The organism is Limnohabitans sp. 2KL-27, assembly GCF_001269345.1.
GTDB lineage: Bacteria > Pseudomonadota > Gammaproteobacteria > Burkholderiales > Burkholderiaceae_C > Limnohabitans_A.
This window is the reverse complement of record NZ_CXOP01000001.1, coordinates 150,812-167,544: the sequence shown is the minus strand read 5'-3', so window position 1 is coordinate 167,544 and position 16,733 is coordinate 150,812. Positions and strand designations below refer to the sequence as shown.

Annotated in this window: 20 protein-coding genes and 2 tRNA genes; 7 read left to right on the top strand and 15 right to left on the bottom strand. The window is 61.1% G+C overall.

What is annotated here, in order from left to right; translation table 11 throughout:
- Nucleotides 1-2 precede the first annotated feature (2 nt).
- A complete protein-coding gene (gene radC / locus LHAB_RS00830; protein WP_090043486.1) occupies nucleotides 3-674 on the bottom strand; it encodes a RadC family protein in 672 nt (223 codons plus the stop codon).
- Nucleotides 675-803: 129 nt separating this feature from the next.
- On the opposite strand from radC, the gene LHAB_RS00825 reads away from it, so the two are divergent.
- The 6 genes from LHAB_RS00825 (at nucleotide 804) to LHAB_RS14570 (ending at nucleotide 4,531) form a co-directional block, all read left to right on the top strand.
- Nucleotides 804-1,247: an FKBP-type peptidyl-prolyl cis-trans isomerase gene (locus LHAB_RS00825; protein WP_090043485.1), complete on the top strand. Its 444-nt coding sequence runs from the start codon at nucleotides 804-806 to the stop codon at nucleotides 1,245-1,247.
- Nucleotides 1,247-2,176 carry a 4-hydroxy-3-methylbut-2-enyl diphosphate reductase gene (ispH, locus tag LHAB_RS00820; RefSeq protein ID WP_090043484.1) on the top strand — a complete coding sequence of 310 codons (930 nt, stop codon included), beginning with the start codon at nucleotides 1,247-1,249 and terminating at the stop codon, nucleotides 2,174-2,176. Before LHAB_RS00825 ends, ispH begins: the two co-directional genes overlap by 1 nt.
- 161 nt (nucleotides 2,177-2,337) lie before the next feature.
- The gene (gene serS, locus LHAB_RS00815) at nucleotides 2,338-3,645 is read left to right on the top strand and encodes a serine--tRNA ligase (protein ID WP_090043483.1); all 1,308 of its coding nucleotides are present in this window, start codon (nucleotides 2,338-2,340) and stop codon (nucleotides 3,643-3,645) included.
- Nucleotides 3,646-3,673: 28 nt separating this feature from the next.
- On the top strand, nucleotides 3,674-4,138 hold the full coding sequence (locus LHAB_RS00810; RefSeq protein ID WP_090043482.1) for a hypothetical protein: 465 nt from the start codon (nucleotides 3,674-3,676) through the stop codon (nucleotides 4,136-4,138).
- Nucleotides 4,139-4,174: 36 nt separating this feature from the next.
- Nucleotides 4,175-4,264, top strand: a tRNA-Ser gene (locus LHAB_RS00805).
- Between the two features lie 96 nt (nucleotides 4,265-4,360).
- Nucleotides 4,361-4,531 (top strand): hypothetical protein, encoded by a 171-nt coding sequence (locus LHAB_RS14570; protein WP_194943037.1) that lies wholly within the window; start codon nucleotides 4,361-4,363, stop codon nucleotides 4,529-4,531.
- Nucleotides 4,532-4,593: 62 nt separating this feature from the next.
- On the opposite strand, the gene LHAB_RS00800 is transcribed toward LHAB_RS14570, so the two are convergent.
- The 7 genes from LHAB_RS00800 to LHAB_RS00770 all read right to left on the bottom strand — a co-directional run bounded on the left by LHAB_RS00800 (nucleotide 4,594) and on the right by LHAB_RS00770 (nucleotide 10,562).
- Nucleotides 4,594-5,151, bottom strand: a complete 558-nt coding sequence (locus LHAB_RS00800; RefSeq protein WP_090043481.1) for a nuclear transport factor 2 family protein — start codon at nucleotides 5,149-5,151, stop codon at nucleotides 4,594-4,596.
- Nucleotides 5,152-5,157: 6 nt separating this feature from the next.
- Nucleotides 5,158-5,760, bottom strand: a complete 603-nt coding sequence (locus tag LHAB_RS00795) for a response regulator transcription factor (RefSeq protein ID WP_090043480.1) — start codon at nucleotides 5,758-5,760, stop codon at nucleotides 5,158-5,160.
- An 85-nt stretch (nucleotides 5,761-5,845) separates the two neighbouring features.
- Complete coding sequence (locus tag LHAB_RS00790) at nucleotides 5,846-7,162, bottom strand: tryptophan--tRNA ligase (protein ID WP_090043827.1); 1,317 nt, start codon at nucleotides 7,160-7,162, stop codon at nucleotides 5,846-5,848.
- Nucleotides 7,163-7,207: 45 nt separating this feature from the next.
- Nucleotides 7,208-7,870, bottom strand: a complete 663-nt coding sequence (locus tag LHAB_RS00785; RefSeq protein WP_090043479.1) for a site-2 protease family protein — start codon at nucleotides 7,868-7,870, stop codon at nucleotides 7,208-7,210.
- A gap of 252 nt (nucleotides 7,871-8,122) precedes the next feature.
- Nucleotides 8,123-8,746, bottom strand: a complete 624-nt coding sequence (locus LHAB_RS00780) for an L-threonylcarbamoyladenylate synthase (RefSeq protein ID WP_090043478.1) — start codon at nucleotides 8,744-8,746, stop codon at nucleotides 8,123-8,125.
- A gap of 65 nt (nucleotides 8,747-8,811) precedes the next feature.
- On the bottom strand, nucleotides 8,812-9,711 hold the full coding sequence (locus LHAB_RS00775) for a DMT family transporter (RefSeq protein WP_090043477.1): 900 nt from the start codon (nucleotides 9,709-9,711) through the stop codon (nucleotides 8,812-8,814).
- The gene (locus LHAB_RS00770) at nucleotides 9,708-10,562 is read right to left on the bottom strand and encodes a 3',5'-nucleoside bisphosphate phosphatase (protein ID WP_090043476.1); all 855 of its coding nucleotides are present in this window, start codon (nucleotides 10,560-10,562) and stop codon (nucleotides 9,708-9,710) included. Before LHAB_RS00770 ends, LHAB_RS00775 begins: the two co-directional genes overlap by 4 nt.
- A gap of 150 nt (nucleotides 10,563-10,712) precedes the next feature.
- Between LHAB_RS00770 and LHAB_RS00765 the strand changes: the two genes are divergently transcribed.
- Entirely contained in the window at nucleotides 10,713-10,961 is a 249-nt protein-coding gene (locus tag LHAB_RS00765) for a YfhL family 4Fe-4S dicluster ferredoxin (protein WP_090043475.1), read from the top strand.
- A gap of 15 nt (nucleotides 10,962-10,976) precedes the next feature.
- On the opposite strand, the gene pth is transcribed toward LHAB_RS00765, so the two are convergent.
- The 7 genes from pth to LHAB_RS00730 form a co-directional block, all read right to left on the bottom strand.
- A complete protein-coding gene (gene pth / locus LHAB_RS00760) occupies nucleotides 10,977-11,615 on the bottom strand; it encodes an aminoacyl-tRNA hydrolase (RefSeq protein ID WP_090043474.1) in 639 nt (212 codons plus the stop codon).
- Nucleotides 11,616-11,733: 118 nt separating this feature from the next.
- Nucleotides 11,734-12,360 carry a 50S ribosomal protein L25/general stress protein Ctc gene (locus tag LHAB_RS00755; RefSeq protein WP_090043473.1) on the bottom strand — a complete coding sequence of 209 codons (627 nt, stop codon included), beginning with the start codon at nucleotides 12,358-12,360 and terminating at the stop codon, nucleotides 11,734-11,736.
- Between the two features lie 99 nt (nucleotides 12,361-12,459).
- On the bottom strand, nucleotides 12,460-13,437 hold the full coding sequence (locus tag LHAB_RS00750; RefSeq protein ID WP_194943036.1) for a ribose-phosphate pyrophosphokinase: 978 nt from the start codon (nucleotides 13,435-13,437) through the stop codon (nucleotides 12,460-12,462).
- 41 nt (nucleotides 13,438-13,478) lie between these two features.
- Nucleotides 13,479-13,555, bottom strand: a tRNA-Gln gene (locus LHAB_RS00745).
- A gap of 34 nt (nucleotides 13,556-13,589) precedes the next feature.
- The gene (ispE, locus tag LHAB_RS00740; RefSeq protein ID WP_090043472.1) at nucleotides 13,590-14,435 is read right to left on the bottom strand and encodes a 4-(cytidine 5'-diphospho)-2-C-methyl-D-erythritol kinase; all 846 of its coding nucleotides are present in this window, start codon (nucleotides 14,433-14,435) and stop codon (nucleotides 13,590-13,592) included.
- 38 nt (nucleotides 14,436-14,473) lie between these two features.
- Entirely contained in the window at nucleotides 14,474-14,992 is a 519-nt protein-coding gene (locus LHAB_RS00735; RefSeq protein ID WP_090043471.1) for a lipoprotein insertase outer membrane protein LolB, read from the bottom strand.
- Nucleotides 14,989-16,710 (bottom strand): tetratricopeptide repeat protein, encoded by a 1,722-nt coding sequence (locus tag LHAB_RS00730; RefSeq protein WP_228763296.1) that lies wholly within the window; start codon nucleotides 16,708-16,710, stop codon nucleotides 14,989-14,991. Before LHAB_RS00730 ends, LHAB_RS00735 begins: the two co-directional genes overlap by 4 nt.
- Nucleotides 16,711-16,733 lie beyond the last annotated feature (23 nt).

Sequence of the window (16,733 nt, the reverse complement as noted above, 5' to 3'; positions counted from 1 at the left end):
GGTTACAACAGGCCACGCTCCGCCATCGACAGGGCCTGCCCCTGCCCCACGATGATGTGGTCCAGCACGCGCACGTCCACAAGGGCCAATGCTGCTTTCAGGGTCTGGGTCAGGTGTTCGTCGGCGCGGCTGGGCTGGACCGAGCCGCTGGGGTGGTTGTGGCTGAGCACCACGGCAGCCGCCTGATGGTGCAAGGCCCGCATGACCACCTCACGCGGGTAAACCGAGGTCTGGCTGAGCGTGCCCCTGAACAGTTCTTCCATGGCCAGCATGCGGTTTTGGTTGTCCAGAAACAGCACGGCAAAGACTTCGTGGTTCTTGTGGCCCAGTTGCAGCTGCAAATAGTGCTTGACGGCGTCGGGTGTCTGAAAAGCTGGCCGTTCTTTGAGGCGTTGGCTCAGAGCTCGGCGGGCCATCTCGAACACGGCCAGCAGCTCGGCCTGTTTGGCAGGCCCCAGTCCTTTGATCCGCTGGAGAGATTGCACGGTGGCGTTCAGCAGGCCCGCGATGCCGTCCGGCCCGAGCAGTTCTTCGGACAACTGGAACACGTTTTTGCCCGCCATGCCCGTGCGCAGCAAAATGGCCAACAGCTCCACATCGCTCAGGGCCTGAGGGCCTCGGGCGAGCAATTTTTCGCGTGGCCGCGCATCAGGCGGCAAGTCCTTGATCCCCATCTGAAGCCCCTCCCTGGAGCGGCCATCGGTCCAACTTGCCCCTATTCAGTGACAAGTCGGCCAGGCTTTTTACAATAGTGCCTTCTTTATGCCTGTTGGGCCGCTTGGGCGGCATTCCAGAAAACCCTTATGTCCACTGTCGAACCTGGTTCTTTTTTGACGCTTCACTACCGCCTGGCCGGGCCGCAGGGGGACATCATCAACACTTTCAACGAAAAACCCGCCACCTTGTCATTGGGCTCGGGCACCTTGTCGCCCGCCGTGGAGCAGCGTTTGCTGGGCCTGGCCGAAGGCACGCGGGTGGTGATGAAGATTCCGGCAGGCGAGGCTTTTGGCGACCACATTGCCGACATGCAGCAATGGGTGGCGCGCAAGTTGCTCAACGAGCTGGGCGACCCGAGCGAAAAATACGCAGCGGGCGACGTGGTGCAGTTCCCCACGCCAGACGGCTTGGGCTCCTATGCCGGGACGGTGCTGCAAGTCAACGAGGAGGGCGCGGTGTTGTTTGACTTCAACCACCCGCTGGCGGGTCAGCCTGTGACCTTTGAAGTCGAACTGATTGGGGTGCTGTGATGACGTCTGAAGTGCTGTTGGCCGAGCCGCGCGGCTTTTGCGCCGGGGTGGACCGTGCGATCGACATCGTGGAGCATGCGCTGACCAAGTTTGGCCGCCCGATTTATGTGCGCCACGAGATCGTGCACAACACCTATGTGGTGGATGATCTGAAAAAGAAGGGCGCGATTTTCATCGAAGAGCTGGCCGATGTGCCGCCCGGGGCCACCTTGATCTTCAGCGCCCACGGCGTGAGCAGGGCGATCCAGGATGAAGCCGAGCGACGCGGATTTCGCATCTTTGACGCCACCTGCCCCTTGGTGAGCAAGGTGCATGTGGAGCTAGCCAAGTTGCACAAAGAGGGCTATGAATTCATCATGATCGGGCACAAGGGCCACCCCGAAGTGGAAGGCACCATGGGCCAGCTCGACAGCGGCATCCACCTGGTCGAAGACGTGCAAGACGTGGCCAAGGTGCAACCCGCCCAGACCGATTTGCTGGCCGTGGTCACGCAGACCACGCTGAGTGTGGACGACGCGGCCGAAATTGTGGCGGCTGTGAAGGCACGCTTTCCGCAGGTGCGTGAGCCCAAGCAGCAAGACATTTGTTATGCCACCCAGAACCGCCAGGACGCCGTCAAGCTGATGAGCCCGCTGGTGGATGTGGTCATCGTGGTAGGCAGCCCCACCAGCTCCAACAGCAACCGCCTGCGCGAACTGGCCGACCGCCTGGGCACGCCGGCCTACATGGTGGACAGTGCGGCCGATCTGCAAGAGAGTTGGTTTGACGGGGCGCAAAAAGTGGGCCTGACCGCGGGCGCTTCGGCCCCAGATGTGCTGGTGCAAGAGGTGATTGCCCGCCTGCGTGTGCTGGGTGCGGTGTCGGTTCGCACTTTGGACGGCATCCAAGAGACGATCAAGTTCCCGCTGCCCAAGGGCCTCAAGCACTGATCTGCTGAAAGGCTGAACTGCTCACCCATGGTGGGAGCGAGCCCCCGCTCGCGGATGCCTGCCCGAGCCAAAGCATGCGTTCGGCCGCAGGTGCAGCCTCCCAGAGTGTGTGGCCTTTTGGCGGGAATCGGCAGGGGCCCTCACGTCACTACAATGTCAGGATGCTTGATATTGTTCTTCTCCGCAAAGACCTGGACGCCGTTGTCGCGCGTTTGCAGACCCGTAAAACCCCCCAGCCTTTTCTGAACATCGAGGCTTTCCGTGCATTGGAAGGTGAGCGCAAAACGCTGCAAACCCGCACCGAAGAGCTGCAAAGCCAGCGCAACAGCCTGTCCAAGCAAATTGGCATGCTCAAAGGCAAAGGCCAGCACGCCGAGGGCGATGCGGTCATGGCCCAGGTGGGCGCGATCAAGGAGGAGCTGGACGCTTCGGCCCAGCGGCTCGAGGTGATCCAGGCCGAGCTGCAGACCCTTTTGCTGGCTGTGCCCAATTTGCCACACGAATCGGTGCCTGTGGGCGAGGGCGAAGAAGGCAATGTCGAGGTGCGCCGCTGGGGCACCGTGCGCAGTTTTGATTTCGATCTGAAGGACCACGTGGACATCGGCGGCCCCCTGGGCCTGGACTTTGAGACCGGCACCAAGCTGACCGGCTCGCGCTTCACTTTCATGCGCGGCCCGGTGGCCCGTTTGCACCGGGCGCTGGCGCAGTTCATGTTGGATGTGCAGACCGTAGAACACGGCTACACCGAGTGCTACACACCTTACATCGTGAACGCCGACACGCTGCGCGGCACGGGCCAGTTGCCCAAGTTCGAGGCCGATCTGTTTGCTGCCAACAAGGGCGGTCAAGAGGGCGAAGAAAGCCAGGCGCTGTACCTGATTCCGACCTCCGAGGTGACGCTGACCAATGTGGTGCGCGACGAGGTGTTGGGCGAAAGCGATTTGCCCATCAAGCTGACGGCACACACCCCGTGCTTCCGGTCGGAGGCGGGCAGCGGTGGGCGCGATGTGCGTGGCCTGATTCGCCAGCACCAGTTTGACAAAGTGGAGATGGTGCAGATCGTGCACCCCGAGCACAGCTACGAGGCTTTGGAAGCCATGACCGGCCACGCCGAAGCCATTTTGCAAAAGCTGGGCCTGCCTTACCGCGTGATGAGTTTGTGCACGGGCGACATGGGCTTTGGCGCGAGCAAGACCTATGACCTGGAAGTCTGGGTCCCCGCGCAAAACACTTACCGCGAGATCAGCTCGGTCTCCAACTGCGAGGCCTTCCAGGCGCGCCGTTTGCAGGCGCGCTTCAAAAATGCACAAGGCAAGAACGAGTTGGTACACACCTTGAATGGTTCCGGCCTGGCCGTGGGCCGTGCGCTGGTGGCGGTTCTGGAAAACTACCAGAACGCCGACGGCTCCGTCACCGTGCCGGAAGTGCTGCGCCCTTACATGGGTGGTTTGGCGCTGCTCAGCGTTTGATTTTTTGAACTTCACCAGGAGAGCGTGGATGAATGGCATGCATCGTGTTTTGTGGGCTTTCTTGGTGACTGTGGGCTTGGCACCTGGCTTGGCCGGTTGCGTCAACATGGGCAGCAAGCCCTCGGTGGCTGTGGGGCCGGACGGCAAGATGCAAAACCCGGTGCAACTGCTCGGTCAGTTGCCTTTGCCGCCAGGCGCTGCCATCCGGGCCGAGCAGTCTTTGATCATCGGTGCGGGTGACAACTGGGTGGGCCGCGTGATGCTGGATGTGGGGCGTGACTTCGACGCTGCCTACCGCTTTTTTCTGGAAACCTACCCGGCGCAAGGCTGGACTGTGGTGTCGGCGGTGCGGGGTAAAACCAGCTTTTTGGTCATGACACGGCAAGAGCGCACAGCGACATTCGAGATGGTCGATGGCGGCATGATGGGCAGCAGCGTGTCTTTGACGATGGCGCCGCGCAATGCGACGGTCATGTTGCCGAAAAAGCCCTGAGGGGCTCTGCTAGAATCTCGGCTTCGACAAATCTCAGGAGGGGTGGCAGAGTGGTCGAATGTACCTGACTCGAAATCAGGCGTAGTGGCAACACTACCGAGGGTTCGAATCCCTCCTCCTCCGCCAGTTCAAAACCCCGCTTTGGTTCACCATGGCGGGGTTTTTTATGGCCTGTGCCCGGCTTGGGCTTGATCTTGGACGTCACCACCTGGACTTGTTCTCATGAAGTATCTTGCTTTTTTGTTGGCCTTTGCGCTGGCCCTTGGTCTGTCGGGCTGCTCCGTGTTGGCGATCGCCGATGCAGCAGGCTCTGCGGTGGTCTACGGGCTCAAAACGACGGTCAATGTGCTCGATGCAGTGACGCCTGACATCGTGAACAAGAAAAAGGACTGAGCCTGCTGGAGGCTGTGCGCGGCAGGCCTGCTGGCTGCGCCGTTGGTGTGGCGGGCAAACGCTCAGGTGTTGCGGTGTTCGGCCAGATCGTTCCAGACGTCTTGGCGTGTGATCAAGCCGTCTTGGACCTGGATTCGGTCGATGAAGCGAATGCCCTCGAAGGCCTGACCATCGAGCCAAGTGCCATGCAAGGTGCCATGGCAAAAAACCACGCTGGCGTCGCCTTGCCAGCTCTCTTCAAATTGATCGTAATGCTTGCCGATGCGGCTGTAGCGCGTCTGCGCCCATGCCGTCAGCTCTTGCAGCGTGTGCATGACCACACCGCCGGGAAAGCACATGCGGAAGTCGGGGTGCAAAAACGATTGCGCTTGGGCGGTGTCCCGCTCTTGCATGGCTTGCAAAAATGACCGCACCACATCGGAGGCCACGGGGTGGGCCGCGCGGCCTTCGCTGAACACCTTGCCGTCGCGGCGGTAGGTGCTGACTTCGTTGACAAAGACTGTGGTGCCCGCTTCAGGCGTGGCGATGACCGAACGCACCGCATTGGCCACGCGGTTGACCATGCGGTGCTGGGTCTCTGCCGCGTAGCCCGGCAGCAGGGTGATCGAAACGACCGGCATGGATCGTCAGATACCCAACCAGCCGTTGGTGCGTGCAAAGTGCAGCGCCTGCGTGCGGCTGTTGACGCCCAGACGGCGGAAAAGACGCCAAAAGTGCACCTTGACCGTGTGCTCGCTGATGTCGAGTTTTTCGGCGATTTCGCGGTTGGACAGGCCTTGGTCCAGCATCAGGATCAGTTGCTTTTGGCGCTTGGACAATTTGGTCGGGCCGGCAGGAGCGGCGTCTTCTTCGGCCTCTTCCTCCTCGGTGATCAACAGGCTGCGCAGGGCCGCAATGATTTGCGCCGGACTGTTGGTTTTTTCAATGAAGGCATTGGCACCGGCTTCGAGGCAACGGGTCTCGAATTCGCTGGCGCTGGCGCTGGTGACGACCACCAAAGGCACGTTTGGAAATTTGGCTTTGAGCACTTGCACGCCCGACATGCCCAAGGTGTCCGGCAGCTGCAGATCCAGACAGAAAAGTTCGGGCACACCGTTTTTCTCGACCGTGGATTCCACCACATTCAACTTGTGGATGGGGATGATCTTCAAACCTGGCTTGACCCGGTGCACCAGCATGGTCAGCGCATCGCGCATCAAGGGATGGTCATCGATGACGTATACAGTCATGGTTTAGAACTCTGCAGTAGTCTTAAAGTTTAACGATACACGTATTTATGAATTTACGCAATATAAATTGGCAAATTCGGTAAAGTTAATTAATCGATTTTTGCGAATTCATTATTTCTGTCAGCGCTGACCCGACCGCTTGGGCTGTTTCGGGTGTCCATCCTTCCAGCTGGGGGGCCAGGTCTGCAAGCGCGGTCAAACCGTCGGTCTGCAGACGTGCGATGGTTTGCCCGGCCTCTTGAGGCGATGCGAACCCCTTGCTTTGCAAGAGCAGTTGGCCCTGTGCATCCACCAGCTTGAAGTAAAACTGGCCGTCTTTTTCGCGGTATTGCTTGAAGCTGGGCAACGCTGCTTTGGCCTCTTTGGCCGCAGGTGCCGCGTTGCCCGAAGACAAGGCGCGCAGGCCCACGGCGTGCCGCAACTCGCGCATGAAGGGCGTGGCCAGCTGGCGGGCCTTGTCGGCACCGGCCAGCAAAATTTTGTCCATCTGCGCGGGGTTGTCGATCAGGGCTTGGTAGTGCTCGCGCATGGGTGCGATTTCGCGGTCGATGCGCTCGAACAGCATTTGCTTGGCGTCGCCCCAGCCGATGCCCTCGGCATAGGCGCGGGCCATGGCGGCGGTTTCTTCGCCGCTGGCAAAAGCCTGGTAGATCTGGAACAGGGCCGAGCCCTCGGTGGCTTTGGGCTCGCCGGGTGCTTGGGAGTCGGTCACGATGGCCGCGATTTGCTTGCGCATTTGAGCGGCGGGGGCAAACAGCGGGATGGTGTTGTCGTAGCTTTTGCTCATCTTGCGGCCGTCCAAGCCCGGGAGCAGGGCCACCGATTCTTCGATCACGGCTTCGGGCAAGACAAAGTGCTCGCCATACAGATGGTTGAAGCTGGACGCCATGTCGCGTGCCATCTCAATGTGCTGAATCTGGTCGCGTCCCACGGGCACTTTGTGCGCCTTGAACATCAAAATGTCGGCGCCCATGAGCACGGGGTACATGAACAGACCTGCCGACACATCGCTGTCCGGGTCGTGACCCGCGGCGTTGTTTTTGTCGACAGCGGCTTTGTAGGCGTGGGCCCGGTTGAGCACACCCTTGCCGGTCACGCAGGTCAGCAGCCAGGTGAGTTCGGGGATTTCTGGAATATCCGACTGGCGGTAGAAAGTGACTTTGTCCGGGTCCAGGCCCGAGGCGATCCAGCTGGCAGCGATCTCCAGGGTGGAGCGCTGGATGCGGACGGGCTCGTCGCATTTGATGAGCGCATGGTAGTCGGCCAAAAAGTAAAAACCATCGGTGCGGGTGTCCCGGCTGGCTTGCACCGTGGGGCGGATGGCGCCCACGTAGTTGCCCAGGTGGGGGGTGCCGGTGGTGGTGATGCCGGTGAGAACGCGTGTGCGGGTCTTGGAGTTCATGAAAAAAGCAGGCAAACGAATAAAAGAAAATCAGCGCATTGGAAATCAGCGCAGCACCGCGGCCAGCGGGCTGAGGCTGAGTTTGAGGAAATCAAAGGTCAGGCCCATCAGGGGCTGCATCCACCAGGCGCTGATGAGGCCGGTCAGCACCAAGGCCATGACGATGAAAAAGCCCCAAGGCTCCACGCGCGACACCTGCACCGCCAGCCGCCACGGCAGCAGGCCGACCAGAATGCGCCCGCCATCCAGCGGGGGCAGCGGAAACAAGTTGAAGGCGAACATGACCACATTGGTCAGCATGCCGGCTTTGCACATCTCGATGAAGAAGCGCTCGGTGATGCCACTGCCTGCCAGCACGTAAAAAAGCACGCCCCAAATCAAGGCTTGAACCAGATTCGAACCCGGTCCTGCCAAGGCGACCCAGACCATGTCGCGCTTGGGGTGACGCAGGCGGTCAAAGCGCACCGGCACCGGCTTGGCATAACCAAACAAAAACGCGCCGCTGGTGCTGAAGTACAGCAGCAGCGGCAGCAAGATGGTGCCCACCGGATCGATGTGCGGCAAAGGGTTGAGTGTGACGCGTCCGAGCATCGACGCGGTGTTGTCGCCCAGGCGCAGCGCGGCATAGCCGTGGGCGGCCTCGTGCAGGGTGATCGCGAAGATCACGGGCAGGGCATAAATCAAAACGGTCTGGATGAGGTCGGACATATGTATGAGATTGTCTCAGACCTGACCTGCGCTTGGTTCTGGGGGCTCAGTGTCTTTATGGGATGGGTCCAGCAGTATTGGGCTACTGGTGAGCGTTTCAACAGTGTGCTGCAGATTTGATGTGGGAGCGAGCCCCTGCTCGCGAATGGTGCGGGTGGCACTGCGCGCATTCGGCCGCGGGGGCGGCCTCCCACAGGGGAGAGGCTTTGCAGCATTCGGCCACGCGAGCGGCTTCTTAGAGGGCTAAAGAGTTCAAAGACCTAAGCGCGCAGGATCGCCTTGGCCTTGGCGGAGCACTTGGGGCGCGTCGCTGCTCATGTCGATCACGGTGGTGGGTTCGAGCGAGCAAGCCCCGGCATCGATGACGGCGCCCACCTGGTGCTCAAGGCGATGGCGGATCTCTTCGGGGTCGTTCAGCGGCAGGTCTTCGCCCGGCATGATGAGGGTGGCCGCCAGCAGCGGCGCACCATGCAAGGCCAGCAACGCTTGCAGCACTGGGTGCTCGGGCACGCGCAGACCAATGGTTTTGCGCTGGGGGTGACTCACGCGGCGGGGCACTTCCTTGGTGGCTTCCAAGATGAAGGTGAAGGGACCGGGCGTGGCCTGCTTGATGGCCCGAAACTGCCGGTTGTCCACCCGTGCATAGTTGGCCAGCTCGCTCAGGTCGCGGCACAGCAAGGTCAAGTGGTGCTTGTCGTCCACGCCACGGATGCGGCGCAACTGGTCGGCGGCGTTTTTGTCGTCCAAGTGGCAGACCAGGGCGTAGCTGGAGTCGGTGGGCACGGCCAGCACGCTGCCCTTGTTCAGCAGCTGCACGGCTTGCTTGAGCAGGCGCTCTTGCGGGTTATCGGGGTGAACAGAGAAGAACTGGGACATGGTTGAAGGCCCTCTGGTGGTAAGTGGGGGTGAACCCCAGCAGAGCAAGAGCGTTGGCGCAGGATTCAGGATTCAGGGGGCATGACCGTGATGCGGTTTTCCCGCACGGTAAGCCAGGCCCCCAAAGCGCCGCACAGGGCCACCAAGCCCATACCAACAAAAGTCCAGTGGTCGGGCAGGTGGTTGAAGACGAGCCAGCCGCCCAGCACGGCAAAACCGATCTGGGTGTACATGTAGGGCGTGAGGGTGGCGGCCGGGGTGCGGCCATAGGCCAGGATGAGCAAGAAATGTCCGACGGAGGCGAGCACGCCCATCAAGAGCAGCTGCAACCAGACGGTCCAGTCTGCGGGCATTTCCCAGACAAATGGCAGCAGCAGCGTGGCCATCACCGTGCCGATCCAGCCGGTGTAGAAGTGGGTGGTGATGGGGTCTTCGGTCTTGGCCATCTTGCTCGTCAGCAGTTGAAAGCCGGAGTTGGTGCCCACCAGCATCAGTGGCAGGATCACTGTCCAGTCAAAGTGTTGGCTGCCGGGGCGGATGATGACCATCGTGCCGATGAAGCCACCCAGCACCAGCAGCCAGCGCAGGGGGCGGATTTTCTCCTTCAGCATCCAGGCCGCCAGCAAGGTGATCACCAATGGGGCCAGCAGCGAGATGGCGGTGAATTCGCCAACAGGCATGTATTTGAGGCTCAAAAAAGCGAGGATGCTGCAAGCAAACAGCAGCAGGCCACGGGACAGCTGAAAGCGGGGGTGCTCGGTGCGCAAAACGCGACGACCACGCCCCGGCCAGACCACCACCGTGGTGATGAGTGCCTGAATGGCGTAACGGAACCACAGGGCCACCATCACCGACAAGCCCGCACTCACATGCCGGGTGGTGGTGTCCAGGGTGGCGAAGCAGGCGGTCGCCAGGACCGCAAACCCAATCCCCTGAAGGCTGGCGTGTCGGTGGGTCGGGTTCACTGAATGCGGTCGGCCAGCAGCTCCCAAACCGGGGTAAGTTGGCCGGGCAGTAAGGGCAATGTGCCCAGGTCGATGCGGCTTTCGTCGGGGCTGTGGAAGTCACTGCCACGCGAGGCCACCAGGTCGAATTCGAGGGCAGTTTCAGCGTAGCGCACCGCTTCTTGCGAAGAGTGGCTGCCAGTGACGACTTCGACGCCGCGCCCGCCGTGGGCCTTGAACTCGCTAAACAGCGCATATTCTTCGTTGGGCGTGAAACCATACCGGGCCGGGTGGGCAATGACGGCGATGCCACCGGCCTCGGTGATCCACTGCACCGCTTCTTGCAGCCGTGCCCAGCGGTGTGGCACGTAGCCGGGTTTGCCTTCTGTCAGGTATTTGCGGAAAACCTCCGAGGTGTCGCTGCAGACACCGGTCTCGACCAGGTGGCGGGCAAAGTGGGTGCGTGAAATCAACTCGGGGTTGCCCACGTAGAGAAGGGCGCCTTCGTAGGCGTTTTTGATGCCGACTTTGGCCAGGCCGTCCGACATTTCTTGGGCACGTTCGCTGCGGCCCCCCCGTGTTCGGCGCAAGCCCGCCACCAGAGCGCTGTCGTGCGGGTCAAAGCCCAGGCCCACGATGTGCACGGTCTGGTGGGCAAAGGTGACCGAAATTTCGGTGCCTGTGAGGTAGGGCAGGCCATGCGCACGGGCAGCAGCCAGGGCGCGGTCTTGTCCGCCGACCTCGTCGTGGTCGGTCAGCGCCCACAGCTCCACGCCGTTGGCTTTGGCGCGTCCAGCCAGGTCTTCGGGGGTGAGGGTGCCGTCGGAGATGACGGAGTGGCAGTGCAGGTCAGCGTTCATCATGAGGTCCATTTTAGGCTGATGCCGCTGGGTCAGGGCCGTGTGTGGGTCTTGCCCAGCTCAGGCCATGGGGCAGGCAACAGCCCTGCTCTCGTTCGGGCTGATGCCTGTGGCCGATAATTCGGGCATGACCACGATGCAGACTTTTGCGGAGCCCCAGCCATGGCCCTGATGATCACCGACGAATGCATCAACTGCGATGTGTGCGAGCCCGAGTGCCCGAACCAGGCGATTTATCTGGGCGAAGAGATTTACGAAATCGACCCGTCCAAGTGCACCGAGTGCGTGGGGCATTTCGACGAGCCCCAGTGTGTGCAGGTCTGCCCGGTGGCCTGCATTCCCATCCACCCCCAGCATGTCGAGAGCCAGGAAACACTCTGGGCCAAATACCGCAGGCTGCAGGGGCAGTGAGCTCGGCGGCCCGTTTCACTCGGCGCTTGTTGGGGCTTCTGGCGTTGGTGTTTTGACGGGCCGGGGTGGTTTGGGGCGTGGCGGCTTGCTGGTGTGAATCTGTGCCATGGCTTTTTCCATGTCGCCTTTCAACAAAAGCGGCAAGGCGTTTACTGCGCGGTAGATGCTGTCGTCAATGGCTTTGCGCTGCTCGAGCATTGGCTTCTTTAACACCCAGCTGACCACTTCGGCCTTGTCCCCCGGATGGCCCACGCCAATGCGCAGGCGCCAATAGTCGGCGGTGCCCAGTTGGGCATGGATGTCTCGCAGGCCGTTGTGTCCGGCATGGCTGCCGCCCAGTTTCAGCTTGGCTTCACCCGGCGAGATGTCGAGTTCGTCGTGCGCCACCAGAATTTCTTGCGGCTGGATTTTGAAGAACCGGGCCAGCGCGCTGACCGACTTGCCTGACAGGTTCATGAAGGTCTGGGGCTCGAGCAACCACACGTTGTGGCCATTCACGGTGGTGCGGGCCACCAGGCCGTGGTAGCTGCGCTCGGGCACCAGCGACACCTTCAGCTCCCGGGCCACGGCATCGATCCACCAGAAACCGGCGTTGTGGCGGGTGTCTTCGTATTCGTTGCCCGGGTTGCCCAGGCCGACTAGCAGTTTGATCATGGTGCGTGATTATCCTTGGCGCAGGTTGCCTCCCGAGCTTGCGCAGGGTTGACACAAAGCAAAAGGCCCGCTTGCGCGGGCCTTCAAGAGCGGGGCATTGCTGCCCTCAGCCAGAAGATTACTTCTTGCCTTTGCCCTTTTTAGCGTCGGCAGGGGCTGCGACCACTGGGGCAGCGACGACTTCTTCGACCGGAGCCACCACGGACACGAGGACCGGGTTTTTCTTGCCGTGGGTGATGGCTTTGCAGCCAGCAGGCAAGGTGATGTCGTTCAGGTGCAGGGAGTTGCCCTTGGTCAGGCCTTTCAAGTCCACCGCGATGAATTCGGGCAGGTTGGCGGGCAAGCAAGCGACTTCGATGTCGGTCGCCACGTGGGTGATCGTGCACTTGTCGGTCTTGACGGCTTCGGACTCTTCTTCGCCGCTGAAGTGCAATGGCACTTTCATGTGCAAAGTGGTGTTGGCGTCCACACGCTGGAAGTCGATGTGTTGCACCAACTGCTTGTAGGGGTGCATCTGGTAGTCACGCAGCAAGACTTTGCTGGATTGACCGTTGAATTCCATGTCCAGGATCGAAGCGTGGAAAGCTTCTTTTTTCAGGGCGTGCCACAAAGCGTTGTGGTCCAGCTCGATCAGTTGGGGGGCCGATGTGGAACCGTAAACGATGCCAGGTGTGCGACCGGAATTGCGGAGACGGCGGCTCGCACCCGTGCCCTGCTTGGCGCGCTCAAAAGCGACAAATTTCATACATTTCTCCTTCTAGGGCCCACCGCGACCAGTGCGGCCCTGACTCAAAAAAGCCAGCCAGTCCATCAGGACGGCTGGCCACTGTGGGCCTCTTCCCGATCAGGCTTGATCGGAGAACAGGCTCATCACCGACTCGCCGTGTGCAATCCGGTTGATCGTTTCGGCGATCAGCGGTGCCACGGAAAGTTGGCGAATCTTGGAACACGCTGCGGCTTCGGCCGTCAGCGGGATGGTGTTGGTGACCACCACTTCATCGAGGGCCTCACCCTTGGCGATGCGGTCGATGGCCGGACCCGAAAAAATCGGGTGTGTGCAATAGGCGTAGACTTTTTTCGCGCCGCGCTCTTTGAGCACTTCGGCCGCTTTGACCAAGGTGCCCGCGGTGTCGATCATGTCGTCCATGATCACGCAGTTGCGACCTTCGATCTCGCCAATCACGTGCATGACTTCAGACACGTTGGCTTTGGGGCGGCGCTTGTCGATGATGGCCAGGTCGCAACCGAGCTGTTTGGCCAGTGCGCGAGCGCGCACCACGCCACCCACGTCAGGGGACACGACAATCAGGTCTTCGTAGTTTTTCTGGCGCAGGTCGCCCAGCAAGACGGGCGAGGCGTAAATGTTGTCGACCGGGATGTCAAAAAAGCCCTGGATCTGGTCGGCGTGCAAGTCCATGGTCAGCACGCGGTCAACACCCACCGCTTGCAGCATGTTGGCCACCACTTTGGCAGAGATGGGCACACGGGTCGAGCGTGGACGGCGGTCTTGGCGGGCGTAACCGAAATAAGGGATGACGGCGCTGATACGGCCAGCCGAGGCGCGTTTGAACGCGTCGACCATGATCAACAGTTCCATCAGGTTTTCGTTGGTCGGGGCGCAGGTGGACTGGACCACGAACACTTCGCGGGCGCGAACGTTTTGCTTGAGTTCGACGGTGACTTCACCGTCGGAGAAGCGACCCACATCGACCGCGCCGAGCTGTGTGCCCAGATGCTTGGCGATTTCGGCAGCCAAAACGGGATTGGCATTGCCGGTGAACAGCATGAATTCGGGTGGGAGTGAAGCAGGCTGCATGTGCATTCCAGCGATCAGATAAAGGGGCCTGTACGATTGAACGTATTTGGCAGGGGAAGAAGGACTCGAACCTTCGAATGCCGGAATCAAAATCCGGTGCCTTAACCAACTTGGCGACTCCCCTACACGGGTTGACCGCTGAAACAGCGACCGACCGATCAACTATCGCTGGTGGCCCAACCCTGTAAAGGATGAACCTCCAAATTGCTGCATTTGCGCACGTGCCAAAGGTCTGGGACCTGAATTGACGCGATGCCTGAGGTGCAATGCGCAAACACTGCACTGCCAGAACCCGTCATTTTGCCGTTCATGCCTGCGTTGCCAAGCACTTGGAGTGCGAGACGAACATCTGGACAGATCGTTTGGGCGACGGGTTGCAGATCATTGTGACCAAAGTCATATGGCTGCGCAGCGAAGACCGAAATTGTAGCAGGCTTTGTGGCCCGTTGAAGCGACGGGTGCGTAAAAATTTGGGATGTTTCGACGCCCGAAGGTGGTTTGAGGACCCAAAACTGCGCCTTAGGCAGTGCGATGGGGGTGATGATTTCGCCGATGCCTTCCACCCAGGCATTGCGGCCACGCAGAAAAAAAGGCACATCTGCGCCCAGCTGCAAGCCCAGTTGCGCCAGTGCGGGCAGGGACAGTTTCAGGTCCCAAAGCCGGTTGAGCGCGAGCAGGCAGCTGGCGGCGTCCGATGAGCCGCCGCCCATGCCCGCTTGAGCCGGAATTTGTTTCTCGACCGCGATGTGAACGCCTTGTGTGCAGCCGGTGTGCTGCTGCAGCAATTTGGCAGCGCGGGTGATCAGGTCGTCGGCGGGCAACTGGACGGTCAGGTCTTCGCGGCTGATGGCGCCGCCGGGGCGCTTTTCAAAGTGCAGGGTGTCGCACCAGTCGATGAGCATGAACACCGATTGCAGCAGGTGGTAACCATCGGGCCGCTGGCCTGTGATGTGCAGGAACAGGTTGAGTTTGGCCGGGGCCGGAACGTCGTGCAGCAGTTTCATGGGGCAGATTATCGCCAGACGCTTGGGGGTTGTGGGTCTCAGCGGTCAAGCAGGATGCGCAACACGGCTTCGGGGCCGGGGGCCATTTTGCGGGCCGTCAGGCGGCCTTGCGGATGGGCAGACAGGTCCACTTGCCAGCCGGGCGCATCCAAGGCTTTGCCTGCCAGCCATTCAAACAGCGCAGCGATGGGCAGATCGGTGCCAGTCAGGCGCTGGCTCAGGCTTTGCAGGCTGCTGCCTTCGGTTTTGTCCTGGCCTTGCTCCAGCAGGGCGGCTTGGGGCGTCCAGCTCAGGCGTGCGAATGTGGTGCCGATCGGGCTGAGCAAAACCAGTTGGCCTTGTTCGGCCGAGCCTTGCAGCTCGAAGCTGGCACTCCAGTTTTGCGGTGGGTTGCTTTGCAGCTGCAAGGCCAGACGCCCCGACCAGAATGCGGCCGGGTCAGCGGGCCGAGGGCGGGGGGTGGCGCAACCGGCCAGGCTGAGCAAGCCCATGCTCAGCAGGCCCAGCCAGGCGCGTCGCTCCAACGGGGAGGACCGGGGCTGCTGAGCAAACGTCATGGTTTGAAGTTGAAGCGCTTGAGGGTGTCGACCAGGGTTTCGTTGTCGGCCTTGAGCAGCAGGCCTTCGCGCCAGATGGAGCCCGCTTCGCCTTGTTGGCCGGTGACCCACAGCACCTCGCCCAGGTGCGCTGCGATCTCGGCATCGGGTTTGGCTTTGTAGGCGGCTTGGAGGATGGTCAAGGCTTCCTGGTGCAGGCCCTGGCGGAATTTCACCCAGCCCAGGCTGTCCTGAATGTAGGCGTCTTGCGGCGACAGTTGCAGGGCTTTTTCGATCAGTTGCTGCGCTTCGTCCAGGCGGATGTTGCGGTCTGCCAGCGAATAGCCCAGGGCATTGAAGGCGTGTGCCTCTTGCGGAGCCTTGGCCATGAGCTGGCGCAGCAGGATTTCCATTTCGTCAAAGCGCTTGAGCTTTTCACAAATGAGCGACAACTCGGTCAGCAACTCGTTGTCCTCCGGTTTTTTATCCAAAGCCGCCCGCACCAGGGCGTAGGCAGCGGCCGTGTCGCGGTTCTCACGCAGCCAGAAGGATTGGGCCAGCACTTTGCGGCGTGCCTGTTCGGCATTGGCGGGTTTGACCTGCGCCAGCACGCGGCGCGCCTCGTCCAGGCGGCCTTGCTGGGCCAGCAGGTCAGCTTGGCGGCTGGCCAGTTTGATGGGATCGGCCCCGGCGGGCATGCGGCTGAGCCACTGATTGGCGCGGTCCAGTTGGCCTTGTTTTTGTGCAATTTGGGCCAGACTCATCAAGGCTTCGGCCAATCCGGCCTGCTGCTCGGGTGTTGGGCTTTGGGCCACCAAGCGGATGTATTCTTCAAGGCGTTTTTCGGCTTCAGGCAGCTGGCCATTTTCCTGCAAGACCAGGCCGTGGATCAGCCAACCATCGGCAAACTGTGGGTGCTTGGCATTGAGCATCACCAATTGCGCCAAGGCTTCGGGGTAGAGCTGCAGCCCCACCAATGTGCGGGCGTAGCCCATGCGCAGCTCAGGCACGACATCGGTTTTCATGGCCGCATCGACCATGGGCTTGAGCGTGCTGTTGGCGTTGACCAACAGGCTGAGCGCCAACAGCAAAGGCCCTGTGGCCTGTGGATCTGCGGCGTGGCCTTGTGTTGCTGCCTCAACGGCCCGAGAGATCTTGCCCGAATCCCGGTGCATGCGGCCCATGGTGGTCCAGGCGGCCGCCGAAGTGGCTTTTTGGCTGAAGGACTGAGCCAAGGCTTTTTCGACCACATCGGCTGCCAAGGCCTTTTCTTGCACCACGCCAAACAAGCGCGGCACGGAGGCAATGGCACCAGGCTGCTCGTCCAGCGGCAGTTCGTTGATCGAAACTGCCAAGGCTTTGCCTGCTTCCTCGACCCGGTTGAGGGCCAGCAAAATCTGGAGCACGTAGCGGCTGGCTTCGATGGCGGAGGGGATTTCCCTTTTCCAGGCCTGCGCTGCTTGCAGGGCGGCCTCGCCAGAGCGGGCTTGCAGGGCCATGTCGACCGCGCGCTGGAACAGCGCCGGGTCGCCGGTTTTGCGCGCCGCGTCGAGCATGAGCGAAAAACCGGTGCCCGGCGAGCCTTGTCGGGTGTTGAGCTCACCGAGCAAGATTTGGTAAAAAAGGGCAGCGTTCAGCGCCGACGGTTTGGGCGTCTCGTCTGCTTTGGGGGCGGCAGACTGCGCCCAAGCACCGACAACGCACGAGGACAAGAGGGCAAGTCGAAACCAGAATTTCATGCTGACCATCATAATCCAGCCAC

What these genes read in the sequence shown, in the direction of transcription:
- radC (WP_090043486.1), bottom strand. Translation starts at nt 674, where the DNA reads ATGGGGATCAAGGACTTGCCGCCTGATGCGCGGCCACGCGAAAAATTG.
- LHAB_RS00825 (WP_090043485.1), top strand. Translation starts at nt 804, where the DNA reads ATGTCCACTGTCGAACCTGGTTCTTTTTTGACGCTTCACTACCGCCTG.
- ispH (WP_090043484.1), top strand. Translation starts at nt 1,247, where the DNA reads ATGACGTCTGAAGTGCTGTTGGCCGAGCCGCGCGGCTTTTGCGCCGGG.
- serS (WP_090043483.1), top strand. Translation starts at nt 2,338, where the DNA reads ATGCTTGATATTGTTCTTCTCCGCAAAGACCTGGACGCCGTTGTCGCG.
- LHAB_RS00810 (WP_090043482.1), top strand. Translation starts at nt 3,674, where the DNA reads ATGAATGGCATGCATCGTGTTTTGTGGGCTTTCTTGGTGACTGTGGGC.
- LHAB_RS14570 (WP_194943037.1), top strand. Translation starts at nt 4,361, where the DNA reads ATGAAGTATCTTGCTTTTTTGTTGGCCTTTGCGCTGGCCCTTGGTCTG.
- LHAB_RS00800 (WP_090043481.1), bottom strand. Translation starts at nt 5,151, where the DNA reads ATGCCGGTCGTTTCGATCACCCTGCTGCCGGGCTACGCGGCAGAGACC.
- LHAB_RS00795 (WP_090043480.1), bottom strand. Translation starts at nt 5,760, where the DNA reads ATGACTGTATACGTCATCGATGACCATCCCTTGATGCGCGATGCGCTG.
- LHAB_RS00790 (WP_090043827.1), bottom strand. Translation starts at nt 7,162, where the DNA reads ATGAACTCCAAGACCCGCACACGCGTTCTCACCGGCATCACCACCACC.
- LHAB_RS00785 (WP_090043479.1), bottom strand. Translation starts at nt 7,870, where the DNA reads ATGTCCGACCTCATCCAGACCGTTTTGATTTATGCCCTGCCCGTGATC.
- LHAB_RS00780 (WP_090043478.1), bottom strand. Translation starts at nt 8,746, where the DNA reads ATGTCCCAGTTCTTCTCTGTTCACCCCGATAACCCGCAAGAGCGCCTG.
- LHAB_RS00770 (WP_090043476.1), bottom strand. Translation starts at nt 10,562, where the DNA reads ATGGACCTCATGATGAACGCTGACCTGCACTGCCACTCCGTCATCTCC.
- LHAB_RS00765 (WP_090043475.1), top strand. Translation starts at nt 10,713, where the DNA reads ATGGCCCTGATGATCACCGACGAATGCATCAACTGCGATGTGTGCGAG.
- pth (WP_090043474.1), bottom strand. Translation starts at nt 11,615, where the DNA reads ATGATCAAACTGCTAGTCGGCCTGGGCAACCCGGGCAACGAATACGAA.
- LHAB_RS00755 (WP_090043473.1), bottom strand. Translation starts at nt 12,360, where the DNA reads ATGAAATTTGTCGCTTTTGAGCGCGCCAAGCAGGGCACGGGTGCGAGC.
- LHAB_RS00750 (WP_194943036.1), bottom strand. Translation starts at nt 13,437, where the DNA reads ATGCACATGCAGCCTGCTTCACTCCCACCCGAATTCATGCTGTTCACC.
- ispE (WP_090043472.1), bottom strand. Translation starts at nt 14,435, where the DNA reads ATGAAACTGCTGCACGACGTTCCGGCCCCGGCCAAACTCAACCTGTTC.
- LHAB_RS00735 (WP_090043471.1), bottom strand. Translation starts at nt 14,992, where the DNA reads ATGACGTTTGCTCAGCAGCCCCGGTCCTCCCCGTTGGAGCGACGCGCC.
- LHAB_RS00730 (WP_228763296.1), bottom strand. Translation starts at nt 16,710, where the DNA reads ATGAAATTCTGGTTTCGACTTGCCCTCTTGTCCTCGTGCGTTGTCGGT.